18 protein-coding genes are annotated in these 26,081 nt (G+C 54.6%); 15 read left to right on the forward strand and 3 right to left on the reverse strand.

Annotated features, from left to right (window positions below; all coding sequences use genetic code 11):
• Positions 1 to 64: 64 nt before the first annotated feature.
• A complete protein-coding gene (gene hppD / locus ACWAU4_RS13395) occupies positions 65 to 1,105 on the forward strand; it encodes a 4-hydroxyphenylpyruvate dioxygenase (RefSeq protein ID WP_028780802.1) in 1,041 nt (346 codons plus the stop codon).
• 418 nt (positions 1,106 to 1,523) lie between these two features.
• A complete protein-coding gene (locus ACWAU4_RS13400; RefSeq protein WP_025011125.1) occupies positions 1,524 to 2,138 on the forward strand; it encodes a LysE family translocator in 615 nt (204 codons plus the stop codon).
• Here the strand turns inward: ACWAU4_RS13400 and ACWAU4_RS13405 are convergent.
• Complete coding sequence (locus tag ACWAU4_RS13405) at positions 2,135 to 3,316, reverse strand: GNAT family N-acetyltransferase (RefSeq protein ID WP_208124851.1); 1,182 nt, start codon at positions 3,314 to 3,316, stop codon at positions 2,135 to 2,137. The two genes, ACWAU4_RS13400 and ACWAU4_RS13405, sit on opposite strands and share 4 nt — an antisense overlap.
• Positions 3,317 to 3,408: 92 nt before the next feature.
• Here ACWAU4_RS13405 and ggt point away from each other — a divergent pair, with 92 nt between their 5' ends.
• From ggt to ACWAU4_RS13420, 3 genes are all read left to right on the forward strand, one after another.
• On the forward strand, positions 3,409 to 5,151 hold the full coding sequence (ggt, locus tag ACWAU4_RS13410) for a gamma-glutamyltransferase (protein ID WP_208124852.1): 1,743 nt from the start codon (positions 3,409 to 3,411) through the stop codon (positions 5,149 to 5,151).
• Between the two features lie 616 nt (positions 5,152 to 5,767).
• Positions 5,768 to 7,861 (forward strand): putative Ig domain-containing protein, encoded by a 2,094-nt coding sequence (locus tag ACWAU4_RS13415; protein WP_208124853.1) that lies wholly within the window; start codon positions 5,768 to 5,770, stop codon positions 7,859 to 7,861.
• Between the two features lie 345 nt (positions 7,862 to 8,206).
• Positions 8,207 to 9,835 (forward strand): methyl-accepting chemotaxis protein, encoded by a 1,629-nt coding sequence (locus ACWAU4_RS13420; protein ID WP_028780798.1) that lies wholly within the window; start codon positions 8,207 to 8,209, stop codon positions 9,833 to 9,835.
• A 505-nt stretch (positions 9,836 to 10,340) separates the two neighbouring features.
• Here the strand turns inward: ACWAU4_RS13420 and fadJ are convergent.
• Together fadJ and fadI are read right to left on the reverse strand one after the other, a co-directional pair.
• A complete protein-coding gene (fadJ, locus tag ACWAU4_RS13425) occupies positions 10,341 to 12,479 on the reverse strand; it encodes a fatty acid oxidation complex subunit alpha FadJ (RefSeq protein WP_190532420.1) in 2,139 nt (712 codons plus the stop codon).
• A 6-nt stretch (positions 12,480 to 12,485) separates the two neighbouring features.
• Positions 12,486 to 13,796, reverse strand: a complete 1,311-nt coding sequence (gene fadI / locus ACWAU4_RS13430) for an acetyl-CoA C-acyltransferase FadI (RefSeq protein ID WP_123116491.1) — start codon at positions 13,794 to 13,796, stop codon at positions 12,486 to 12,488.
• 243 nt (positions 13,797 to 14,039) lie between these two features.
• Here fadI and ACWAU4_RS13435 point away from each other — a divergent pair, with 243 nt between their 5' ends.
• The 10 genes from ACWAU4_RS13435 to ACWAU4_RS13480 all read left to right on the forward strand — a co-directional run bounded on the left by ACWAU4_RS13435 (position 14,040) and on the right by ACWAU4_RS13480 (position 25,902).
• Complete coding sequence (locus tag ACWAU4_RS13435; RefSeq protein ID WP_028780795.1) at positions 14,040 to 14,996, forward strand: AAA family ATPase; 957 nt, start codon at positions 14,040 to 14,042, stop codon at positions 14,994 to 14,996.
• On the forward strand, positions 14,996 to 15,940 hold the full coding sequence (locus tag ACWAU4_RS13440) for a DUF58 domain-containing protein (protein ID WP_100145615.1): 945 nt from the start codon (positions 14,996 to 14,998) through the stop codon (positions 15,938 to 15,940). The genes ACWAU4_RS13435 and ACWAU4_RS13440 overlap by 1 nt, the downstream gene beginning before the upstream one ends.
• Positions 15,937 to 16,440, forward strand: coding sequence for a DUF4381 domain-containing protein (locus ACWAU4_RS13445; RefSeq protein ID WP_208124854.1), 504 nt, complete (start codon positions 15,937 to 15,939; stop codon positions 16,438 to 16,440). The genes ACWAU4_RS13440 and ACWAU4_RS13445 overlap by 4 nt, the downstream gene beginning before the upstream one ends.
• Positions 16,434 to 17,423: a vWA domain-containing protein gene (locus ACWAU4_RS13450; protein WP_208124855.1), complete on the forward strand. Its 990-nt coding sequence runs from the start codon at positions 16,434 to 16,436 to the stop codon at positions 17,421 to 17,423. The genes ACWAU4_RS13445 and ACWAU4_RS13450 overlap by 7 nt, the downstream gene beginning before the upstream one ends.
• Positions 17,420 to 19,480, forward strand: a complete 2,061-nt coding sequence (locus ACWAU4_RS13455; protein WP_208124856.1) for a vWA domain-containing protein — start codon at positions 17,420 to 17,422, stop codon at positions 19,478 to 19,480. The genes ACWAU4_RS13450 and ACWAU4_RS13455 overlap by 4 nt, the downstream gene beginning before the upstream one ends.
• Positions 19,474 to 21,093, forward strand: coding sequence for a BatD family protein (locus ACWAU4_RS13460; protein WP_208124857.1), 1,620 nt, complete (start codon positions 19,474 to 19,476; stop codon positions 21,091 to 21,093). Before ACWAU4_RS13455 ends, ACWAU4_RS13460 begins: the two co-directional genes overlap by 7 nt.
• Positions 21,094 to 21,392: 299 nt before the next feature.
• On the forward strand, positions 21,393 to 21,956 hold the full coding sequence (locus tag ACWAU4_RS13465) for a sigma-70 family RNA polymerase sigma factor (RefSeq protein WP_025011133.1): 564 nt from the start codon (positions 21,393 to 21,395) through the stop codon (positions 21,954 to 21,956).
• Complete coding sequence (locus ACWAU4_RS13470; RefSeq protein WP_025011134.1) at positions 21,949 to 22,653, forward strand: DUF3379 domain-containing protein; 705 nt, start codon at positions 21,949 to 21,951, stop codon at positions 22,651 to 22,653. The genes ACWAU4_RS13465 and ACWAU4_RS13470 overlap by 8 nt, the downstream gene beginning before the upstream one ends.
• Positions 22,654 to 22,801: 148 nt before the next feature.
• Entirely contained in the window at positions 22,802 to 24,253 is a 1,452-nt protein-coding gene (gene putP / locus ACWAU4_RS13475; protein ID WP_044734719.1) for a sodium/proline symporter PutP, read from the forward strand.
• Between the two features lie 362 nt (positions 24,254 to 24,615).
• Positions 24,616 to 25,902, forward strand: a complete 1,287-nt coding sequence (locus ACWAU4_RS13480; RefSeq protein ID WP_044734720.1) for an OmpP1/FadL family transporter — start codon at positions 24,616 to 24,618, stop codon at positions 25,900 to 25,902.
• The last annotated feature ends 179 nt before the right edge of the window (positions 25,903 to 26,081 follow it).

Consider the following 26,081-nt stretch of genomic DNA (forward strand, 5'->3'; position numbering starts at 1 on the left):
CCCGAATATCCAGCAAGGCCATCAGAGAATGGCCGCAAGCAACATCATTGAAGAGGACATAGAAATGGCAAGCGAAAAGAATCCACTGGGACTGCTCGGTATCGAATTTACCGAGTTTGCAACCCCGGACAGTGATTTCATGCACCAGGTCTTTATCGACTTTGGTTTCTCCATGCTGAAAAAAGCCAAGGACAGGGAGATTTTCTATTACAAGCAGAACGACATTAACTTTCTGCTCAACAAGGAGCGTCAAGGCTTCAGCGCCGAATTTGCCAAGCGCCATGGCCCGGCCATCTGCTCCATGGGGTGGCGGGTAGAAGATGCCAATTATGCCCTGCAACTGGCGGTATCCCGCGGCGCCCGTCCGGCAGATCAGGCCCACACTGATCTGCCCTACCCGGCAATCTATGGTATAGGCGACAGCCTGATTTACTTCATCGACCGTTTCGGCGAGCAGGACAATATCTACAAGACAGACTTTGTCGACCTGCCTGCCCCTGTGATAGTCCCTGAAAAAGGCTTTATGGAAGTGGATCACCTGACCAACAATGTCCACAAGGGTACTATGGAACAATGGTCTGATTTCTATAAGGATATCTTCGGATTCACCGAAGTGCGTTACTTCGATATCAGCGGCGTACAAACCGCCTTGGTCTCCTATGCCCTGCGCTCTCCCGATGGCAGCTTCTGTATCCCCATCAATGAGGGCAAGGGTGACGACAAAAACCAGATTGATGAGTACCTGCGCGAATATAACGGCCCGGGCGTGCAGCATCTGGCGTTCCGCACCCGGGATATCGTCGCCTCGCTCGATGCCATGGAAGGAACCTCAATCGAGACCCTGGACATCATCCCTGAATACTACGACACCATCTTCGACAAGGTGCCGCAAGTGACGGAAAACCGCGACAAGATAAAGCATCATCAAATTCTGGTGGACGGGGATGACAGTGGCTATCTGCTGCAGATCTTCACCAAAAACCTGTTCGGCCCCATCTTTATCGAAATTATTCAGCGCAAGAACAACCTCGGCTTTGGCGAGGGTAACTTCAAGGCGTTGTTCGAATCCATCGAGCGCGATCAAATGAAGCGTGGCGTGCTGTAACCGATAGCGAAATCACCTGTTTGAGACCGATCTGATGATCGGTCTCTTGTTTTCCGCCTTAGGGAAGGTGCGAATAAGTCCCATGTGTGCTCTGCGTCGGCTTACAGGCCTGAATGCAAGGCGTGGTTCGCAGCAAATGGCCCTAGTCCTTTGCAAGAAGCACAACACAGCAGGCAGGCTTGTAAGCCACGCCCTTCGGGGCTTGCACAGCAATCGGCTCTCTGCGTTATCCGACTTCGACAGGCCCAGGCATGCCTTCAGTCAGATGCCTTGAACGCCAATTGCTGTGTAAGCCAGAGTGCCACGAGGACTTGTTCGCACCTTCCTTAGTATATTGAGCACTGCAATTTTTTACTTTGTCACCCGGTAGGATTTCATTAGACTGATCTCCCTTTTTTGAGTGACAGCTGTACCCAAAATGCAAGACTACGCCCTGCTCGCCGCTTTTATTCCAACCTTTTTCTTTGTTTCCGTTACCCCGGGAATGTGCATGACCCTGGCCATGACACTGGGGATGAGCATTGGGGTGCGCCGCACTCTGTGGATGATGCTGGGTGAACTCGTGGGGGTCGCCCTGGTGGCTTTGGCGGCCGTGCTGGGCGTGGCCACGGTTATGTTGAAACATCCGATGATCTTCCAGGGGCTCAAATATCTTGGCGGTGCCTATCTTATCTGGCTCGGCATCAATATGTGGCGGGCCAAGGGCAAGATGGCCAATCTGGACCAACCCCGAAGTATCAAGCGCACGGCGTTGATCTCCCAAGGCTTTGTCACCGCCATTGCCAATCCCAAGGGCTGGGCCTTTATGATTTCCTTGCTGCCTCCCTTTATCAATCTGCAGCAACCTATGGCACCGCAACTGACGGCACTCATCGGCATTATCATGTGTACCGAGCTCATCTGCATGCTGGCCTATGCCAATGGCGGCAAGAGCCTGAGGCTGTTTTTGAGCCGTGGCAACAATGTCCGTCTGCTCAACCGGATAGCCGGCAGCCTGATGTTGGGGGTCGGTGTCTGGCTGGCGCTGGGTTAATCGCCCTTTTTGTAGGGTAAGGCCTGCTGCAACTGCGCTTGATACAAGCGGTTGTTGCCGGCCTCTGTTTGACAGAAATCGGCTATCGCCTCCCGAAAGCCTGGATGCGCTATGCCATGCAGCGAATAGGTGGTGACACACTCAAAGCCGCGGATAAGCTTGTGCTCCCCCTGGGCACCGGCGTTGAAGCAACTGAGGCCATTATCAATACAGTAGTCTATCCCCTGCCAGTAACAGGCCTCGAAATGCAGCGCCGGGATCTCCTCAAGTGCACCCCAATAGCGGCCATAAAGGGTATCTTTCCCCTGCAGATAAAGCGCGCATGCCAGCGCCTGTTGCGGCGTTTCACCCAAGCGGTGCACCAGGAGCAAACGCACCTCGGCCGCCATCAACTTACCGAGTAGCTTGAAAAAGTCGGGCTGAAGATATCCCCGGTGGCCGGAGCGTTTCAGGTAAGTTTGCCGATAGCAGCGATAGAAAAGCTTCCAGTGCCAATCTTGCAGTTCATCGCCCCTGAGCCAGACAAACTGCAAGCCAGCCAAGGCGCGGCGCTCTTTGAGAATATTCTTGCGCCGTTTGGAGTTGAGCCGCGCCAAAAAATCATCAAAGTTGCTGTAACCCCGGTTAAACCAATGAAACTGCGTTCCTTCCCGCACCAAGGTCTGGGGCAAATGCCGCAATGACTCGAGTTGCACCTCATTGACAAACAGCCAATGCCAGGAGGAGTAGCTTTCGAGCAGTTGCCAAAACAGTTTCCCCAGCGCCTGCTGGATATCTGTGGCCGCTGCCCTGGCCTCGGGCGCTATCCCGAGTCTTGGGCCGGTGACAGGCGTAAAGGGAATGGCGCAGACCAGCTTGGGATAATAGGCTTCACCGTGGCGCTGATAGGCATCGGCCCAGGCCCAGTCGAACACATATTCGCCCCAGGAGTGATCCTTGAGATAGAGAGGCATCACAGCCAAACGTCTGTCACCGCAAAACAGCTGTAAATGCATGGGTTGCCAGCCGGCTGCGGCGCAGACACTGCCACTTTGCTCCAGCGCCTTCAAAAAAGCATGCCGGCAAAATGGGTTGTCCGGCTCTGTTTGGCCTTCTTCAGCCAGACACAGATCCCATTCGGCGGCGGGGATCTCATCAATGCTGGCGGCAAAACGCCACTGCCAGTGCTTATTGTCCAAATTTATTCCATATGCCGAGGCAAACTTGCAATCAAGGATAATTGGCGGCACATTGCATAGCAACTTAAGCAAAAGCAGTATAAGGAAATATAGTGCGCCTGATAAAACCGCTGATCTTCGCCGTCGCTCTGGCTCTGCCTGCAGCCTCCACCCTGAGTTACAGCCCACAAGCTACCGCCAACGAATCCTCGATTTACAGTGAAATGGCCACAGCCCAGCCCGTTTGGGCCAAGCATGGCATGGTTTCCAGCCAGGAGGCACTGGCTTCCCGTATCGGGGTGGATATTCTCAAGCAAGGCGGCAACGCAGTAGATGCAGCAGTGGCCGTGGGTTATGCCCTGGCAGTGACTTTGCCCCGGGCCGGCAATATAGGTGGCGGCGGTTTCATGCTGGTACACCTGGCGAAGGAAAACAAGACCATAGCCATAGACTATCGGGAGATGGCGCCTTCCAAGGCCCACAGGGATATCTTCCTCGATGACAAGGGCAATGCGGTCAATAAACTCAGCCGCGAGCACGGCCTGGCGGTGGGTGTTCCCGGCACTGTGATGGGCATGGAGCTGGCCCTGTCCAAGTATGGCACCATGAAACGGGAACAAGTGATAGCCCCGGCGATCAAACTGGCGCGGGAAGGGATCAGCGTTACTTCAGATCTGGCCAACTCCCTCGATGGGGTTAAGCGCCGCATCTCCCAATGGCCAAGCTCTGCCGCCATCTTCTACAAGGCAGATGGCAGCAGCTTTGTACCGGGCGACATCATCAAGCAGCCTGAGTTGGCTCACTCACTGGAGCTGATTGCCAAACAGGGCAGCAAAGGATTTTACCAAGGGGAAACCGCCGAGAAACTGGTAAGTGCCATTCAGGCCGCCGGCGGCATCATGACCCTTGAAGATCTCAACAACTATCAGGCCATAGAGCGCCAGCCTGTGCGCGGACACTATCGAGGCTATGAGGTGGTTTCCATGCCGCCGCCATCGTCGGGTGGCATCCATATCATAGAGATCCTCAACATTCTCGAGCAGTACCCCATCCATGATCTGGGCCACAACACCGCCGCCACTTTGCATCTTATGGCCGAGGCCATGAGACGGGCCTATGCCGATCGCAGCGAGTATCTCGGCGATCCAGATTTCTATCCTGTGCCGGTCAAAGCCCTGTTGAGCCCGGATTATGCCAAGACATTGGCCAAGAGTATCGACACCAAGCACGCCACTCCTTCGAGCCAGGTCAAACCCGGCAAGCTGGCACCCTATGAAAGTGACCAGACAACTCACTACTCGGTCGTGGATAAATGGGGCAATGCGGTATCCAACACCTATACCCTCAACTTCAGTTATGGCTCTGGGCTGGTGGCCGATGGTACAGGGATTTTGCTGAACAATGAGATGGATGATTTCTCAGCCAAACCCGGCACCCCCAACGGTTATGGTCTGGTGGGCGGTGAAGCCAACTCGGTACAAGGCAACAAGCGGCCACTGAGCTCCATGAGCCCGACCATGATAATGAAAGACGGCCAGCCGTTTCTGGTTACCGGCAGCCCGGGTGGCGCCAGGATCATTACCACAGTGCTGCAGATCATCATGAATGTGATTGACCACGACCTGAATATCGCCGAAGCCAGCTTTGCGCCACGGATGCATCACCAGTGGCTGCCGGATGAAATTCGGGTTGAGCGCAGCCTCAATGGTGACACCATAGCGCTGCTGGAAGCCATGGGCCACCAGGTCAAGGTCAAAAGTTCCATGGGCAGCACCCAGAGCATTATGGTGACCGAAGAAGGTAAATTTGGTGCATCTGACCCGCGCCGCGCCGGCAGTGAGGCGGCGGGCTACTGAGCCCTGCCACCTAAACCCAAGCCACTGAAAAAGCTCCTGAGACAGGTTTCCTAAACAAAGTAGTAAGGCGACGGGCATTAAATTCGGCTTAACTCTCATTTAAAACAGTTCCATTTAGAACAGCTCCATTTAGAACAGTTCCATTGAAAACAGCTCCGCAGATGCCACTCTTGCGGAGCTGTTTTTTACACTGAACCAAGGTTCACTTTTAACAAACCGGCGGCTTAACCTCCGCGCATTGGCGTGGGCTAAATATGCGCTAATTCAATCCAGAGCTTTCATTTCTGCTACCCGAGACGCAATTAACAAGCCGTCAATAACCCTCTTATTTATAAGCATTTATCAATCCATTCAGGCGGCACATATCCTTACTTCTGACAAGTAAAAACTCAGATAGCGGCACTTTTGGCGATTATGACGCCAATATGTGCCCAAAATTAAACCACAGCTCAAAATTCAACCTATCACACTGTTTTTAATCATGAATTTTATGTGAAGCCAATCAATTTATCTTTTATTTATCAAAGTTATCATCTGCATCCCTTTAAATGGAACTTTTGTATCTAAAAAGGTGGATGGGCGTCATCAAGGCGCTCTAATTATTTTGGGATAAAGAATGAAGAAGACGACTTTGCTTGCAGCGTCAATAGCACTGGCACTGGCCGGTTGCGGCGGCAGCGACAACAATGACAACCCCACAGCCAAATCATTTTCGGTCACAGCCATTGATGGTTATCTGGTGAATGCCGACGTTTATGCCGGCGAAAACTGCCAAACCAAAGTGGCGACAACCGGCAAAGGCGGTATTGCCCGGATCGATGGCCAATATCAGGGACAAAAACTGTGTGTTAAGGCTGTTGCCGACAAGACCATGGATGAAAGCCGCGGCTTGGTGAAAAAAACCTTTGAGCTCAAGGCCCCGGCAAGCAAAGATGCCAACAGCCTGGTGATCAGCCCGCTGACCGACTTGGTTGTCAAGCATATGGACGCCAACCAAGGTGTATCCAAGGCAGATGCCGAAAAAGCTGTGTCGGCTCAATTTGCAGAACTTAAAGCCGAACCAGAGCTGCTGTTTGGTGACTATCTGGCCAAGAGTAGTGCCAACAAGGTCGCTCAAGCGCTGAACATTGTCGGCGAGACGCTGGTTAGCCATCAGGGCCTGGCTGAAGCGCATCTGCAACTCTTGGTTGAAGATGTGGCTGCCAAGCTAGAAGCCGGTGACAAACTCGACGACTACGAGCCGGTGATCACCCCAGCAGGCGGTGTAGAGTCCAACCACAGGCCTCATATTGCCTTGAGCCAGACTGAGCTGGACAAGCTGACCCAAATTGAAGTGGAACTGGGTCAGCCGATGACTGCCGTAGATTTGTCAGCCGCTTTTGCCGACAAGGACAACGACAGCTTCACTCTGAGCCTGATGGAGGAAGATGGCAACATAGCACTGGAAACCCTGGGCCTGGCATTCGATGCCAAAACAGGCGTACTCAGCGGCACACCTAAGGTAGCCGGTGAAATTGAGCTGCACGCTTACGCCACCGACAGCAAGGGCGCCCGCTCTTACCCACTGGAAATTGAGATTGAAGTCAGCAGTATCAACCATACTCCTGTCATCAACCCGGCTGAAAAAACCGAACTGGAAGCTGAACTGGCGCGCATGGCGCTGACAGTAGGCAATCAAATCGATCAGGTGATTGACCTGGATGAGCTGTTTGGCGATCAGGATAAAGATCAACTGACCTTCAGCGCCGTGACAGATATGCAAGGTATCGCCCTGAAAATTGAGCAAGGTGACTCATTGCGTTTGTCCGGCAAGCCTCTGGTTGCCGGCGACTTTGTGATCACTGTGACAGTCAATGACGGCAAACATGCAGCTGTGAAGACCGACCTCAAAGTCAAGGTTGCCGATAACGGTGTCGAACCAGAGCCCAAACATCCGCTGGAAGGCAAAACCTGGTTCACCACAGAATGGGGTTCTGCAGACGAGAACGACGACGGTGTGATGCAAGTATGGTGCGACACTCTGGAGTTCAAAAACGGCTCTGTGCTGCGTAATGTCCGTACTCAAGACAACCTCAGCGAATGTTCCGCCACTGCAACCATGGAAGTCTCCACTTATATCATTAATGAACTAGGCCAAATGGTGCTGGAGTTCGGCGATGATGAAGGTGTTGAACATCAGGAAACCATCAAGCTGAACGACGCCATTGCCGGTGTCGGTGACAATGCCAAAGTGCTGCAACTATGGGACGGTCGCTATACCCTGTTCAGCAAAGCCGATGATGTAGAAAAACGTCTGGATATTGAGTCTGATGACGATGCCCAAGGTCGTATGTTTACAGCGGAGCTGCCGGCGGCCACGGAAGCAAGCTATCAGCTCGGTCACCTGACCATGCAGATGACTGCGGCGGATAATGGCGGCGCCAAGGTGGGGCTCTACTTCGATGTGCCCAACACCGACTTCAGCTGTGATGAGGTAAGGGAGTTTTACGATCTCAACCTCAGCTACGAAGGTATGGAATATCGCATTCCAGCCTATCTGTTCCCCGGTGAAGAAAATGGTATCGAATACTGCCAGGCGCAATTCGATATCGAGCAACCTGTTGTCGGCAAGATCTACAGTGTTATAGGTCATGTTACCGAAGAGGATGCCGGTCTGGTGGAAGAGATTAAAGCCAATATCCAATGGACAGGGACAGGCAATAACGAGTGATACCGCTAAATAGAATCGGCGCCTTGACTGAATAGGGCTCTGATGCCGTGAACTCTACCAAGCCGGTGGGCAAGATGCTGACCGGCTTTTTTTGTCTCAAGTAAACACGCTCTACCTTTCTTAAGTGGCTCGTAGCATGTAACGCCGCATATTTATTCCCCTTGGCAAAAACACAACTCCCGCCTGGCTTTGGCTTTAGCACTCACTTGGCATCACCCACAAACGTTGGAAAAGTCACAATCTTCAAACGGAATAGCAAACTGTTTATAACAGGTGGGAGTCCCCCGGAATCAGGCTATAGTTATTGTACATTTGTCTAATAGCCAATCCTTGATGGGGAAGTAAATGAATATTAGAGACTTAAGTGTCGTTAAAAAAATATGGGCGAGTTACCTGGTCGTCTTTGTGGTATTTGCTGCTGTAGCCATATTATTGGTACTGAGCCTGTCGGCATTGAACCAAAATATCAAGGTGCTGACCGACAAGAGCCTGCCTTCGGTGGCCATATTGAAAGGTATCCAAGTCGATATCACCAAGGTTCGAAAAGATGAGTTTTCACTGCTTCCCAATATAGATAACCCGCAAATAGGTGAATGGCTGCAAGGGCTGGATAAACTGAGAGCCGACGTTCAGGCGGGCATAGTCGCCTACGAAGCTTTGGATCTGAGCAGGCAAGAGCAGAACGCTTTTAAAGCCTTTAAAGACACCTGGAATCAATACATTCAGGAAACCCGTTCCTATAATGAACTATTGAAAAAAGGTGATGCGACAACCGCCAATCAGGTGATCCTCTCCAGCTTTGATACCTATTCCCGCGCCTTGACGAGTCTCGACAATACCTTGGGGCTCAATGATGAACTAATCAATAAAATCAGTGATGACGTTCAGCATGAAGCCTCATTGACCCAGTACGGTGCTGCCATAGGTGCGCTCATCATCATAATGGTGATAGCCCTCTCCTCCACTCTGCTCTCGCGGGCAATTTGCCGCCCCATAGACAGGGCCCTGAAATTCGCCGCCAAGATAGCCAAGGGACAACTGAATAACGCCATAGATGAGCAGGCCCTGACCAAAGATGAGCTGGGAACACTACTGAAAGAGTTGGTCACCATGCAGGCCAACCTCCACTCTCTGGTGTCTGAGATCAGCGACTCCACCATCCAACTGACCGCAGCGGTGGAGGAAGTGAGTGCCATTTCGGCTCAAAATGCCTCGAGTATGCAAAACCAGCAATCAGAGCTCAGCTCTGTCGCATCGGCCATGACCCAAATGCAGGCTGCAGTCGCCGAAGTGGCTCAAAACACCGAGGCTGGGGCAACGTCGGCCTATTCGGCAACCGAAGTGGCCAAACAAGGCACTGCTACCCTGCAACGTACAGTGGCGGTTATCGAGCAAGTGTCCAAGAGCATTCAGCAATCCGATCTATTGGCAAGGGAGCTAGAATCAAGCTCAAACAACATCAATATGGTAGTCGACGTTATTCGCGGCATCGCGGAACAAACCAACCTCCTGGCACTGAATGCCGCCATAGAAGCGGCCAGAGCCGGTGAGCAAGGACGTGGATTTGCCGTGGTCGCGGACGAAGTGCGCTCTTTGGCGCAGCGCACTCAGGATTCAACCTCGCAAATTGTCGACATCGTTAATCAACTGCAGGAAAACAGCAGCAAAATCGGTCTTTCCAGCCAAGAATGTCAGACGGGTATCACCCAATGCGTAGAGCAGGTTAACGAAGCCGGAAACCAAATAACCGAAATAGAGCACTCGGTGGAAAACATCGCCCAAATGAGTACTCAAATTGCTACCGCCTGCAGTGAGCAAAATGCGGTATCGGAAGAGTTGAACCGCAGTGTCGACCATATCAATAACGTGTCGACCGAAATGGCCGAAGGGGCATCGCAAACGGCCATAGCGTGCCAGGAGATCAGCAACTTAACCCATAGCCTCAAAGCCAGGATGGAAGTATTCAAGCTCTGAGTCAACATTAACCCGGCTTCTGTGGCTTACGGCGAATCCCGCCAAGCCACAGAAGCCGGCTCACCATGGAAACAACCGATAAGCTGACTGGATAAAGAGTGTGGTCAGTTTGCCTTTATCAAGGCCAGAAAACCTCTGCCAAGGCTGACTTATCCAGTGGACAGGCTTTCAGATCATTAAACGCGGCATCGCCCTGTATCTGATGCCAGATTGACATCAGCATTCTGCTCATTGATAAGCATAGCGACCGACTGATATTGGATTGGCTCCTTGCTCTTCCCTGAGCTCTGCCACCTTGGTTGCCAAGAGCGGGACGTCCCAAGCTTCTATAAAAAAACGCCCCGGTGATTTACTGCCTTACCGGGGCGTTTGGTTGGAGGGTTGCGGCCTGAGGCCGCTTTTACAGTAAAGCAGCGCTGTTATTCGAAGCACTGTAACTCAAAGCACTGTTATTCAAAGTGCTGTTACTCAAAGGCGATTCGAAGAACAGCCATTCCAATCACTGTCAGTCGAAGAAGCGTCGTCCTTCTGCGGCCATGGTCTTGAGCAATTCACTCGGGGCGAATCTGTCGCCGAAGCGGCTCTGGAAGCGTTCCAGCTTGGCCAGCAACTGATCGGCGCCCATGGTGTCTATATAGTGGAAAGGCCCACCGAGGAAAGGCGGGAAGCCAATGCCGAAGATGGCGCCAATATCCCCGTCGCGGGCAGAGGCTATGATGCCCTCTTCCAGACACCGCACCGCTTCATTGAGCATCTGCACCACACAGCGCTCTGCCAGGTTGGCATTTTCGGCGCCAACACCCGGCGCTATCCCCAGCACCTGATAAACACTCTTGTCCACTTCCTTCTTCTTGCCGGCTTTGGGACCGTAGAGATAGAAGCCCTTGGCGTTCTTGCGCCCCTTGCGGTCATCGGCGAGCAGCTTATCGAAGGCAGAGGGGGCAGCGAAACGCTCACCCAACTCTTTTTCGAGTATCGGTGAAATCTTGGCGCCCACATCAATACCCACTTCATCGAGCAGAGTGATAGGGCCGACCGGGAAACCAAACTTCACCAGCGCCTTATCCAGGCTCTCGACACTGTTGCCCTCAAGCAGCAGCTGCGCGGCTTCATTCATATAGAGCGCCAGAATACGGTTAACATAGAAACCGGCGCCGTCTTTCACCACTATCGGTGTCTTGCCCTGTTTACGGGCAAAGGCCACTGTGGTGGCTATCGTCTGGGGGGAGGTCTTGTCGTGAGCAATCACTTCCACCAGCGGCATCTTCTCTACCGGCGAGAAGTAATGCAAGCCGATGACGTTTTCCGGCCTGGCGGCGGCTTCGGCAATCTGACCTATGGGCAGAGACGAGGTGTTGGACGCAAAAATAGTGTGTTCACCGCATTCGCGCTCGATATCCCGCACCATTTGATGCTTGAGGCTGAGATCCTCAAATACCGCCTCGACCACTATGTCGGCATCCTTTACCCCAACATAGTCTGTAGTCGTCGTCATCAAGGCCATCTGCTTATCGCGCACCGCCGGGGTCATATGCCGACGCTTGACGCCCTTATCCAGTAACTTATAGGCATAGCCCAGCGCATTGCTGAGTCCCTGCTCACTGATATCCTTGACCCGCACCGGAATTTTGGCCTTGGTGGTGGTCACTGAGGCGATACCGCCGCCCATCAGGCCACCGCCGAGCACTACGGCCTTGTGAACCGGACTCGGCTCAGCACCTTCGGCGCCGGTTTCCTTTTTCATTTCTGTGGTGGCAAAGAAGATGGAGCGCAGCGCCGCCGACTCGGGCGTCATCACCAGCTCGCCGAAATGGCGCGCCTCGGTGGCCAAACCTGCCTCTAGCCCCTGGCTCATCCCCACTCGCACACAGTCGATGATCTTGTCCGGCGCCGGATAGTTACCCTGGGTTTTTCTGGCAACCTGTTTACGGGCCTGATCAAAGATGATTTTCTGCCCAAAGCCGTTGCTTTCGAGCAGCTTGTTCATCATAGGTTTATTATTTTTGCCTTTACCGCGCTTGGCTTTGCCGGCCAATGCCAGTTCAACCGCCGCCTCCAGCAGAATCGACTTGGGCACCACATCGTCCACCAGCCCCATCTTCAGCGCCTGCTTGGGGCGAACCTGTTTACCGGTGAGCATCATATCCAGCGCTGTGGTGATCCCCACCAGACGTGGCAGACGCTGGGTACCACCACCGCCCGGCAGCAGACCGAGCTGAACTTCCGGCACCCCCAACATGGTTTTCTTGTCGTCACTGCACACCCGCAGATGGCAAGCCAGTGCCAGCTCGAGGCCGCCACCGAGACAGGCGCCGTGAATGGCTGCAACCACGGGGATCTTCAGCCCTTCCAGTTCGGCAAACACCTTATGCCCCGAGCTCGACAGCTCGCGGGCATCGGCGGCGCTTTGACAGGCATCGAGCATGGAGATGTCGGCGCCGGCCACGAAGGAGTCGGGCTTGCCTGAAATGATCACCAAGCCCTTGATACTGCTGTCCGCTTTGATTTCGCTCAGCAAGGCGCTGATCTCAGGGCCGAATTCAGCCTTGAGGGTATTCATGCTTTCGCCGGGTACATCCATGGAAAGAATGGCAATGCCGTCGTCGCGGCGGCTGAGGCTAAAACTCTTGTTGCTGTTTTCCATCTGCAATTACTCCACTTCCACTATCATTGCCACACCCAGACCACCGGCCGCACAGGCGGTTGTCAGCCCCGTACCGCCACCGCGGCGCTTCAGTTCATTACACACTTGGGTGATCAAGCGAGTACCCGTGGCCGCAAACGGATGGCCATAGGCCAGCGAGCCGCCGAGCACGTTGAACTTGCTCATATCGATTTCACCAATGGCGCGGCTCTGACCGAGTTTTTCCTCGGCAAACTTCTTCGAGGCAAACATCTTCATATTGGCCAAAGTCTGGGCGGCAAAGGCTTCGTGCATCTCTATCAGGGTCAGATCTTCGAGCTGCATACCGGCGCGTTTCAGCGCCAGTGGCGTGGCGTAAGATGGCCCCATCAGCATATCTTGCCAAACATCTATGGCGCTGAAAGCATAGCTCTTGATATAGCCAATGGGGGTGTAACCCAGGGCCTTGGCTTTGCCTTCACTCATCAGGATCACCGCCGAGGCGCCATCGGTCAGCGGGGTACTGTTGGCGGCGGTGACACTGCCGTGCTTGCGGTCGAATACGGGTCTGAGTTTGGCGTAAGACTCAAGGGACGAGTTGTCGCGGATATTGTTGTCACGCTCGATAAAACTCTTGTAGGGCGGCACATGGGCCACCATGACTTCATCCTTGAGCTTGCCTTCATTCCAGCTCTGGCTCGCCAGAGTATGAGAGCGGTGGGCCAGCGCGTCCTGATCGGCACGGCTGATGCCGTGGCTCTTGGCCATCTGCTCGGCGGTTTGCCCCATGGACAGGCCGGTGGAATATTCGGCCACAGCAGGCGGCACAGGCAAGAGATCTTTAAACCCCAGACGGCGAACTATGTTCCACTTCTGTCCCAGGGTACGGGCCTTATTGAGATCGACCAAGGCATGGGCCAACTTGCGGGACACCCCGATAGGCAGCACAGAGGAGGAGTCCGAGCCCCCGGCTATGCCTATTTCGATATTGCCCGTCATGATCGACTCGGCAATATTGACAGTGGACTGAAAACTGGTGGCACAGGCACGGGTAACACTGTAGGCATCTGTGTGCAAATTCATGCCGGTACCCAGGACAATTTCACGGGCAATATTGGGCGCTGCCGGCATCTGTACGACCTGGCCATAGACAAGCTGCTCAATCAGCTTGGGGTCCAATTCACTGCGACTGAGCAGCTCATTGACCACCATCTTGCCCATATCCAGCGCCGATACGCCGTGAAACGCCGTCGCCTGTTTGGCGAACGGGGTACGCAGACCTGCCACTATGGCAATCCGCTCGCCCCTGGCATTGGTTACCTGTTGTCTGTCACTCATTTGTCACCCTCTTTACAGTGGCGCACGCCGAAAACTGGCCCTGACGCTGCGCTTTATTGTTTTTCCATAAGAGACCCGTACTGCCCTAAACAGGTCTGACCATTAAAAATGTGATCTGATTCTAACTTCTTGTTGGCCGGTTTTAAACACCTGTTTGTTTTTTTAACACTAGCCAAGGGCGCAGGGAATTCTTTACCATAACCGCTGTCTATAGTTGGGCCTTAAAATAAAACGAGTAGCATCATGCCTTTGAGTCGATTTCATGCACTGCGGACCTATCTGGATCAAGTGATCATAGGTCAGCCAATTTTGACCGAAAACCTGCTTATCGCTCTGATAGCCGATGGCCACCTGTTAGTGGAAGGACCACCAGGGCTGGCCAAGACCCGGGCCGTTAAAGCGCTGTGTGATGGCATTGAGGGCGACTTTCACCGCATTCAGTTTACCCCGGACCTGCTGCCGGCCGATTTGACCGGCACCGACATCTATCGCGCCCAAACCGCGACCTTTGAATTTGAAGCCGGACCGATATTTCACAACCTTATTCTGGCGGATGAAATCAACCGCGCCCCGGCCAAGGTGCAGTCGGCCCTTTTGGAAGCCATGGCCGAAGGCCAGGTGACGGTGGGCAAGCACTCCTACAAATTACCGCCGCTGTTTTTAGTGATGGCGACCCAAAACCCGCTGGAAAACGAGGGCACCTACCCGTTGCCGGAAGCCCAGCTTGATCGCTTCCTGATGCACCTGAACCTGGATTACCCGGAAGCAGACACTGAGCTTGAGATCCTGCGTTTGTCCCGCAGCGAAGCCAAGACCCACGGCATGGAGAAAGTCACTCCCATAGGCCAGCAGGAAGTATTCCTCGCCCGGGAGCAGGCGCTGGAGCTGTATCTGGCCGAGCCGCTGGAGCGTTATATTGTCGACTTGGTGATGGCGACCCGTCAGCCTCAGCGCTACAGCGACCAGCTTGCCAAGTGGCTGGAATACGGTGTCAGCCCGCGGGCGACCCAATCCATCGAGCGCTGCGCCCGCGCCCGTGCCTGGTTATATGAACGTGACTTTGTCTCCCCTGAAGATATTCAAGCCGTGGTGCCCAATGTACTGCGCCACCGTTTGCTGCTGAGTTATCAGGCGCAGGCCGAAGGGGTCAGCCGCGATCAGGTGATTGACCATGTGCTCAATCAGGTGGCCGTTCCCTGATGAAAGCCGCAGCAACAGACTCTTCACTGCCACTGTTCGCCGACGGCCTCCACCTGTGTGAGGCCGAGCTGCTTGCCTGCCAGAATATCGCCCGCGCTCTGGGTGACCGGCAGGGAAAAGCCCGCGCGGCCATGGCCGGTCACAGAGCCAGCCTGGTCAAGGGCCGCGGCATGGAATTTGCCGAAGTGCGCCACTATCAACAGGGCGATGATGTCCGCACCATAGACTGGCGGGTCACAGCCCGCACCGGCAAGGCGCATACCAAGCTGTTTGTCGAGGAGCGTGAGCGCCCTATTCTGCTGTTGGTGGATATGAAGCACAGCCTCTATTTCGGCTCCCAGCTGCTATTGCAGTCGGTACAGGCGGCGCATCTGGCAGCGACCTTGGGCTGGAATGCCATCATGCAGGGCGACCGTCTCGGCGCGCTGGTGGTGGGCGATAGCGCCCACAGAGAGCTTAAGCCAAGAGCACGCAACCAGGGGATCCTGGCACTGATATCGGCGCTGGTGGCGGTACACAAGTCGCAGCTCGAAGCGCTGGACAGCCCCCATGAAGATGGTCAGGCGTTAATGCTCCAGGCCTGTCAGCGTCTGGCAAGACTGGCCAAACCCGGCTCCCTTATCTGGATAATCACAGACGGCAACGGTTTTGGCAGCGAATGTCAGCAGGCGCTGTCGGAACTCAAACGCCACTGCGAGCTGGCGGCCTTTGTGGTAACAGATCCCATGCGCCAAGGCACACTCGAGCTGCCGCGGCAGTTTGCCCTGCCGGTACGGGAGTCGGGCCGCAGCCTGATCCTGGATCGCAGCGGTTATGATGCCTGGCTCGGTCGTCAGCGCGCCAACCTGGCGCAGTTTGATACCCTGATGCAACAACTCAAGGTCCCGGTTCGCACTCTGGATGCCGGCCGGCGCCTCAATCAACAATTGACACTGTTAAGATGAATCCCAATCAAGCCAATCCGGCGCTGAGTGCGCTCAAGGATATTCAACTGCCGGCCGAGGTGCCCTTTTGGCCTCCGGCTCCCGGTATTTGGCTGCTGATGCTGCTGGCCTTGTTACTGCTTGGCGCCGCGGCATTCTTTGGCTATCGGCGCCTGCAGGCAACCAAGGCTCACAAGGCGGTGGCTCAAGCCGCCATGACTGAACTGACACAGCTGCAGGACCAGGACCCGCAGCTGCTATCCAAGATGAGCGCATTGTTGAAACGCACCGCCATCAGCTATGGTGAGCGCACCCAGGTGGCCGGACTCAGCGGCAAATCCTGGGCCGAGTACCTGGATAACGCACTGCCAGCCGAGCAGCGTGGTCGCTTCGCCTCTTTGCTCGAAAATCAATACCGCAGCCAACCGAGCGCTGCCCCCACCGAGTTGCGGGCGCTTTGTGTTTGCTGGCTCAAGTGCGCCCCCAAACACTTTGCCAAGGGAGGCAAGCCAAGATGCTGACTCTCCATTGGCCCTGGTTACTGCTGCTTATTCCCTTGCCGCTGCTGCTAGCCTATCGCCCCGCCGTCAACAGCGGCGGGCAACTGCAACTGCCCGGCGTCGATACCCATGCCCACGAGCAGCAACAAAGCAAACGCAGAGCGCCCTTGAGTCTCTGGCTGCTGTGGTGCCTGTTGCTGCTGGCCATCGCCCGGCCACAGTGGCTCGGCGATCCCATAGAGCTGCCCACCGAAGGACGGGATCTGATGCTGGCGGTGGATCTCTCCGGCAGTATGCAGATTGAAGACATGGTGCTCGATGGCAAGGCGGTAGACAGATTCACCCTGATCCAGAAAGTGGTCAGCGACTTTATCGAGCGCCGCGCCGGCGATCGTATCGGCCTGATATTGTTTGCCGATGCCGCCTACCTGCAGGCGCCACTGACTCAGGACAGACGCTCTGTGGCTCAGTATCTCAAGGAAGCCCAAATCGGCCTGGTGGGCAAACAGACAGCCATTGGCGATGCCATTGCCCTGGCGGTAAAACGCTTCGATAAGGTCAAAGACAGCAACCGGGTGTTGGTGCTCTTGACCGACGGCTCCAACAATGCCGGCAGCATAGTGCCGGATCAGGCCGCCGCGATTGCCGCCAAGCGCGGCATCACCATCTACACCATAGGTGTGGGCGCCGATGTGATGGAGCGTCGTACCCTGTTTGGCCGTGAGCGGGTCAACCCCTCGATGGATCTGGATGAAGCCCAGCTGCAACGGATAAGCCATGCCACCAAGGGGCGCTATTTCCGTGCCCGGAATACCGAAGAACTGGAACAGATCTATCAGGAAATCGACAAGCTGGAGCCCGTCAGCCGTGACGCCCTCAGTTACCGGCCGCAATCCGAGCTGTTTTACTGGCCGCTGGGACTGGCGCTGGCACTGAGCGTACTATTGCAGCTGCAAAGCCTGTTGCTCAGCGTCTGGCCAGGGCGTTGGGGGAGGAAATCATGAGTTTGCACTTTATCCGTCCCGAATGGCTGTGGGCCTTACTGCCACTGGCATTGCTGTTAGTGCTGCAAAGTCGCCGTCAAGCGGGCCAATCTGACTGGGATCGTTATATTGCGCCGCATCTGGCGCCACTGCTGTTGACCCAAGGCAGCAAAAGCCGCCGAAATCGCCTGCCCTGGCTTGGTCTGGCCTGGTTAGTGGCAGTACTGGCCTTAAGCGGCCCGGCGCTTTACAAGAAACCCCTGCCGGTATTTGCCAGCAGCACAGGACGGGTGCTGGTGATGGATATGTCTTTGTCCATGTATGCCACAGACGCCGCCCCCAACCGTTTGACCCAGGCCAGATTCCGCGCCACGGATCTGCTGGAGCAACTCAATGAAGGGGAAACCGCCCTGCTGGCCTACGCGGGTGACGCCTTTGTCATCAGCCCCTTGACCCGGGATCGCAACACCCTGCTCAATCTGTTGCCAACCCTGAGCCCGGCCATCATGCCAGTGCGCGGCTCCAATTTGGCCGCAGCGCTGGAGAAAGCCAAGGAGCTGCTCAGCCAGGGCGGCCACCTGCAGGGCGATATCATATTGATGACAGATGGCGTCGGCAGCCGTCAGCTCAATGCCGCCAAACAGGCGATTGAGGGCAGTCACTACCGCTTGGGCATTCTGGCGATAGGTTCATCCCAGGGTGCACCGATAAGGCTGCCGGATGGGCAACTGCTCAAGGACAGCCGAAATGAAGTGGTAGTACCGGCCACCGATTTTGGTCTGCTCAGCGAGCTGGCGAGTGCCGGGAACGGCATTCTGGTGCCCTACAGCAACGACGGCAAAGATCTGCAAACGCTGCAGCAGTGGCTCGCCACCAGCTCGGATGCGACAGAAACAGATCTTGCCGGCGATACCTGGGTCGACCTTGGCCCCTATCTGGCATTCTTGCTGTTGTTGCCGCTGCTCTTAAGCTTTCGCAGCGGCCTGCCGGTGCTGGTGCTGCCCTTGAGTCTTGGCCTGCTTGTCAGCCCACCTAGCCAGGCAAGCGGCTGGGATGATCTCTGGCAAACCCGGGATCAGCAGGGAATGCAGGCATTCAAGCAAGAGGATTTTACCACTGCCGCCGACAAGTTTGTTGACCCCGCCTGGCAAGGCAGCGCCCGCTACCGCAGCGGCGATTATCAAGGCGCGCTGCAAGCCTTCGAGCAAGATGACAGTGCCACAGGCTTATACAACCAAGGCAATGCCCTGATGCAGCTTGGCCAATATGAAGAAGCCATCAGGCGCTACAGTGACGCCCTGACACAAGTGCCCGATATGCAGGATGCCATCGACAATAAGGCGTTGGCGGAATCCTTGCTAAAGCAGCGAGAGCAGCAACAAGATCAACAGAGCCAGGATAAGCAAGAGGATCAAAGCCAGCAGGATCAACAACAGAATTCTCAGTCCGGCAAGGATCAGAGTCAGGGCAGTCAGGACAGCGCCCAGGGTGACAACAGCCAGGGCCAAAACCAGGACAAAGAGCAAGGTCAAGACAGCCAAGCCGACCAGGGCTCAAGCAAGGACTCGCACCAGGGCTCAGATAAAGACGCTAACAAAGAGAATAGCGAGCCTTCCACTGCCGACTCGCAGCAAAATGATGCTGACAATGCCGCCGATAAGGACACCAAAGGCGATCAGAACCCGCAAAATGCCGAGGATAACACTGGCGCAGGCTCTGAGCCTGAGATGCAGGCTTCTTTGCCGCAAGAGCAAGAGCCGCAAAATGAGTCAAGCACAGCTGCAAGTCAAAACGGTGCAGCTAAGCAGGATGGCTCTGAGTCTGATGCCGACAAGGCCAACTCGGCGAGCCTTGCCGAGCAACAAGAAGGGCCAAACGATGAGCAAAGTGATGAACAGATTAAGGCACAAGTTGCCGCCTCGTCACTCGAGGACACCGAGCCCCTGCCCCCTGAAATGGAGCGGGCGCTGAAGGCATTGGTGGATGACCCGGCCACTTTGCTGCGCAACAAGATGCAACTCGAGTATCAAAAACGCCGCCAGCGCGGCGAGACACCCAAGGACAATGAACAGTGGTAACTAGACTTATTCCTCTATTGCTTCTGTGCCTGCTGCCGCTCAAGGCACTGGCACTGACACAGCTTCAGGCCTCGGTCGATCGCAATCCCGTGACCGAGAGCGAGTACTTTATGCTGTCCGTGGTGGCAGATGATGAACTCGAAGCCCAGGCACTGGACACCTCGGCCCTGTTGAAAGACTTTATCGTCGGCCGCACCAGCGTCAGTCGCAGTACCCAGATCATCAACTTTGATGCCCGCAAGGAAACCCGCTGGCAAGTGATGCTGGCCCCAAAAACCACCGGCCAGGTCACTATTCCGGCCCTGAGTATCGATGGCGTCAGCAGCGATGCCATCGAATTGAAGGTGATGCCGGCCGGTAGTCGCCCCGAGGCGCAAAAAAACCTGTTCCTGCGTACCAGTATCTCTGCCAAGGAGGCCTATGTCGGCCAACTGCTCGCCTACAAGGTAAAACTCTTTCTGGCCGTTGAGCTGCAGCGTGGGGTGTTGTCGGCCCCCTCCATCAGCGGCGCCCAGATAAAACAGCTCGGCGAAGATAAAGAAAGCAGTGAAATCGTCAACGGCCGCCGTTTTCGGGTGATAGAGCGCAGCTACGGCATCATAGCCGATGAACCCGGCGAGCTGGCGATTTCCGGTGCCAACTTCTCTGGCGATGTGCTGGTCGATACCCCAAGACGGGGCATGTTCGCCTTTCAGGAAAGTCGCCCCATGCAGGCCCAGAGTGACAGCATGCTGGTCAGCATCAAGCCGATCCCGGCCGAATATCACGGCGACTGGCTGGTATCGGATCTGGTGATGCTCAAAGAGGAATGGGACGACAAGCAGACTTTTGAAGTGGGTCGCCCTATTACCCGCAACCTGACACTGCTGGCATCCAATGCCGATGAAACCAGCCTACCGGAGCTTAAACTGAGCTTGCCGGACAATCTCAAGAGCTATCCGGAAAAGGCGCAGCGCAAGACCTTTGTTCGCGACAACCAACTGGTATCGCAACTGACTCAGACCATTGCCATAGTGCCCTCGAAACCGGGGAGCTATACCCTGCCGGAGATCAAGGTGCCTTGGTGGAATCCGCATTTGAAACAGCAGGAGTTCGCCCTGCTACCGGCGCGCACTATCCAGGTCGCCCCCGCCGCCGATATGCCGCAACCAACCATCAACCAACCTGCGCAGGAGCCCGGTAGCAGCGCAGGTTTCTGGCCTTGGTTGACGGCTCTGTTTGCGTCGCTGTGGCTGGCCACCTGTGTGCTGTGGCTAAAGGCCCGCAAACAACAAGCGATAGCCGCTCCGGCAACAGTGTTGCAAGCTCAAACAAGCCAAACCCAGCCGGGATTGAGCCAGGCTTGTCAGCAAGGGGACTTGAGCCGGGTATTCAAGGCGCTGCTACTGGAACTCAGTGATATCACAGGCCATAGCGTCACACTCGATGAACTGCCTAAACTGGCCCCTGAGTTGGCCGCCGTTGTCGCCAAGATTCAGGCCAGCCGCTATGGCAGACAAGGCGGCGATCCCGGTCAGCATTTCCCGGCGCTGCTGCAGGCCTTTGAGCGCTTCAAGAGTCAGTACTCCAACGCTGCCGGTACGGCCTCAGTGCTGGCACCGCTAAACCCTTAATTGGCAGCTTCAGCCATAGCGTCTATTCGCTATGGCTGAGTGCCCGTCTGGGTATAGCCTGCCGTTACCACTTCCCCTCTCAAGGCCGTTAACAGCAGGCTTTTTCAACCAACTGTTTCCCTCCATTTTCAACAGTGTGTTTACCCTTATCCCGATATTTCGGCCATCACTTTTACCGCCAAGCGTGCTGAAATCCAGGCTAAATCAGGCTTGCAACCGATTTTACACTCATGGTATTTGCCAGAATGCCCCCAAGGCCATTAAGCTTAGCGGCAACAAAAATAAAACAAGCATGGAAAATGTTCGATAGCTGGCGAAAGAAAAAGTCTGATGACGCGGTCATTTCTGACATGCTGAATAAACAAAGACGTTACGATAGCCTGGTCCGGGCGCTGCATACCGATATTTACCGCTACGCCTTCTGGCTTTGCGGCGACCGTCATGTGGCCGAAGATATCACCCAGGAAACTTTTCTCCGGGCTTGGCGCTCGCTGGATTCCTTGAAAGATGACAAAGCGGCCAAGGCTTGGTTAATCACTATTTTACGGCGGGAAAATGCCCGCCGCTTTGAGCGTAAACAGTTTGATTATGCCGATATCGGCGAAGAGCATTGGCAAGATCCCGGTTCCCAGAGCCAGGAAGATCATGCCGAGCACTATCTGCTCAGGCGTCAAATCGCTCAATTGGAACCCGAGTATCGGGAGCCTTTGTTATTACAGCTGATAGCCGGATTCAGTGGCGATGAAATTGCCCAATTGCTGGATCTAAACCGAAATACTGTCATGACCCGCTTGTTTCGGGCCAGAAATCAGTTAAAAGAAGCACTGGAACACTCCAAGGTCAGAGGTCAATCCAATGGATGAGCTGAAGTTTCGCCGCCAGGCCTATGGCGACCCCAATAATCAGGATCCCGAGTTTCTCGAGGCCCTCAGCCAGAGCGAGGACAATCAGGCGTTTGTCGCCGAACTCAAGGCTCTCGATGGCAAAATAAGTCAGGCGCTCAGAATTCCTGTGGCCGAAGATCTGAGCGAAAAACTGCTACTGAAACAGCAGCTGGCCGTGCATCACGCCCAACGCAAACGCACCGGCTGGATGCTGGCGATGGCGGCCTCCGTCGCTTTTGTTGCCGGAGTCAGTTTCAGTCTCTGGCGCCAGGGGCCGGTGGATTTAGGACAACACGCCCTCGCCCATGTCCGCCATGAAACCATCGCCATGACCAGTGATGCCGATATCTCTTATCAGGCGGTCAATGCCAAGCTCGCATCGCTCAAGGGGTTGGGCAGTGCCAGATTCAACAGCCAACCGGGACGGGTGTTTTACAGCACCTTCTGCGATTTTCAGGGAATTGAGAGTATTCACCTGGTATTGGCCGGTGAACAAGGCAAGGTAACAGTGTTTATTGTGCCCCCTGAGCACAGGGTGATGCTGGCCGAGGCCTTTGCTGACAGCGAATACCGGGGAGAGGCGATAAAAACCGACTCAGCTTACCTGGTGTTGGTAGCCGAATATCCTCAGGACCTAGACGCTGTTAAAGAAGAAATAAAACAGAGCTTTATCTAAGGTATCGCGGTTCTTTGCTTGCCAAATCTCCCGGCGAACACTTGCCGGGACTGGTCAGATCTGCCTCACATAATCTGTCAACATTGGGCGCTTTGGCAAACTTTTGCTAGTATCCGCGCCAAACAACAACACAAAAGTGTAAACCAGCATGCATATTGAAACCCCGGTAATGATAACTTTTCTGGGCTATTTGGCTCTGATGATGGGGATAGGTCTTTGGGCCTACAAGGCGACCGATTCGGTCGATGACTATATTCTCGGCGGTCGCAAGATGGGCCCGGCCGTGACCGCTCTCAGTGTCGGCGCCTCCGACATGTCCGGTTGGCTGCTGCTGGGTTTGCCCGGCGCCGTCTATCTCGGCGGTCTGGGCGAAGCCTGGATGGGAATAGGTCTGTTACTGGGCGCCTGGCTTAACTGGCTTTTGGTGGCCAAACGCCTGCGGATCTATACCCAGATGGCTGACAATGCTCTCACGCTGCCGGACTTTTTTGAGAAGCGTTTCAACGACGAGGGTGGCCTCCTGAAACTGGTTTCCGCCGTCACCATATTACTGTTTTTCACCTTCTACGCCTCCTCCGGCATGGTGGGCGGCGCGGTGCTGTTCAGCAATGTCTTTGGCCTCGAGTACCTGACGGCGCTGCTGATAGGTTCCGCGGTGATAGTGGCCTATACCTTTGTCGGCGGTTTTTTTGCCGTCAGCTGGACAGACTTCTTCCAGGGTTGCTTGATGTTGATAGCCCTGTTGATAGTCCCGGTCAGCATGTTTACCCATCCAGAGAGTCACAAGAGCCTGGATGCCCTGGACCCGGCTATGCTGTCGTTATGGAGCGATAAGCTGACCCTGATAGGCCTGCTGTCGGCTCTGGCCTGGGGGCTGGGGTACTTTGGACAGCCCCATATTCTGTCGCGCTTTATGGCGATTAACAGTGTCAAGGATCTGCCGGTTTCGCGCCGCATCGCCATGAGCTGGATGTTTGTCTCCCTGATCGGCGCCCTGGCGACTGGCATTGCCGGCGCGCTCTATTTTGCCGACGAGCCGCTCAAGAATCCGGAAACTGTGTTTATCCATTTGACTCAAGTCGCCTTTAACCCCTGGATTGGTGGTCTGCTTATCGCCGCTATCTTGTCGGCCATCATGAGCACCATAGACTCGCAACTGCTGGTGTGTTCCAGCGTGATCACCGAAGATTTCTACCGTAAGTGGCTCAGGCCCGAGGCTTCAAGCAAGGAGCTGATGTTGGTCGGTCGTATCGGCGTGTTGGCCATTGCCATTATCTCAGTGGTTGTTGCCCTGGATCGGGAAGCAAGCGTACTGGGTCTGGTGAGCTATGCCTGGGCCGGTTTCGGTGCCGCCTTCGGCCCTGTAGTGATCCTGTCGCTGTTTTGGCGTGGCTACAGCCGCAACGGCGCCATTGCCACCATCCTAGTTGGCGGCTTGACAGTAATCATCTGGAAGCAATTGGAAAGCGGTATCTTCGCCCTCTATGAAATATTGCCTGGATTCATTCTGGCCACCCTGGCCGGGGTTGTAGTGAGCCGTTTGTCGCCGCCATCCGAGGCTACACAGACACAATTCAGTCGCTTCGAACAGAGCCTCTAAGCTCGTAAATTCAGCTTTCAATTGCCCGCCCTGGCGTTTGGCGTACACTTGTACGCCAAACGCACCGCCAGTTTGTAATTTATTGTTTCACCCGATTTTACAGCTTAGCAACACACGGGCTTGTCATCTTCAACCAGCCACTATTCAGCTATTGCTGCTTTTCCGGCTCGGCCTGCATTTTGAAGTTCATCGCACGTTCGCAGCACATTCGCAGAAATTAACCAAAATATTACAAAACTTCACATCTGGTCGGAGTTGTTGGCGCTATGGGGCGTCCATAAGATGCACTGGACGAATAAGCGGGTGTCTGTGGGGTATTAGAGACTGACAGCCAACCTGCAAACATAAAAGAGAAGATAATAATGAAGTATTTCAACAAGACTCTTATCGCGGTTTCAGTAGCGCTGGTCAGTGGCCAGACCCTGGCAGCCGGTTTCCAGCTCAACAGCCAATCAGCCACAGGTATCGGCCGTGCCTTTGCCGGTGATGCCGTGATTGCAGATAACGCATCCGTGTTATCCCGTAACCCGGCCGCCATGGCACTGTTTGACAAAGCCGCTATATCGGTTGGTGTCACCACTGTTGACGTCCAGGTAGATATCAAAGACGTTAACTTCATGGGCGGCCAGGTGGATCTGGGTGGGATTGATGATGCCGGCAGCGTCAAATGGATCCCCAACATCTATTACATCCAGCCTTTGAATGATAAATGGGCTGTGGGCTTTGCTGCCTTTTCCAACTTCGGTACCGGCACAGACAGCGCCTCATTGGTCAATAGCAAAACAGTGGCGGCTCCCTATGATCTAATAGGTAATACCGAAGTAACCACCATCAACTTCAACACCAGTGTGTCTTACCGCATCAATGACATGCTGAGTTTGGGTGTCGGACTGGATTTGGTTTATGGCGAAGGCAACCTGGATCGCTATTACAATCAAATGCCATTGGTCGATGTGGATGCCGATGGTTGGGGTATTGGCGGTATTGTTGGTGCCACACTTGAGCTGAATGAGAACAACCGTTTTGGTCTGAGTTACCGTTACAGCCCCAATGTCGATGTGAGTGGCCATATTGCGACACTGACACCTTTGCCTGGCCAAACAAACAGTTTTGCTTCAACCCTGTTTGACGAGTTGGAAGTGCCTTTGGCAGACATATTCCAGTTGGCCGGTTTCCACCAGTTAACCGAAAACTTTGCTGTCCATTACACGGCTCAATACACCCGTTGGGGCAACTTCGATCAAATTACAGCCAAAGATGGTGTCAGCAGCATTTATGGTACAGGTACAGTGATTGCCAACAATGTCAATGCCCCTCTGAAGCAGTATCAGTGGAAAAACTCCTGGCTGATGAGTGTGGGCGGAACCTACGACATTAACGAACAATTCACTGTTCGCGCCGGTTACATGTTCGACAATGGTGTGGTTGATGAAATCAGTTCAATCTCTATCCCTGATTCTGACCGTCAATGGTTCACTGCTGGCTTGAGCTACCACATCAACCAGCATCAAACCATCGACTTAGGTATGGCCTTTGTTAAAGGTGAAGAAGTGGAACTGGTAGAAAACAGTGCAGTAGTTGGTCCGGTTAACGCCATTACCAAATCAGAAGCTATGTACTACTCAGTGCAGTACAGCTATCAATTCTGAGCCAAGGCTCCAACGAGTTTAAGCTGACAAGGCCGCCCTTCGGGGCGGCTTTTTTGTTGATTAACAGCAAGTTGTTCAGGCAACATTCAAGCTTACAGATGCATTCTCGCCAAGGCTTGGTTATCTTATGAAAGGTGTAAATTGCGCTGCATCGGCTGGCTTACAGGGCCGGATATAAG

The sequence above is a fragment of the Shewanella sp. FeAMO genome, from assembly GCF_053653955.1.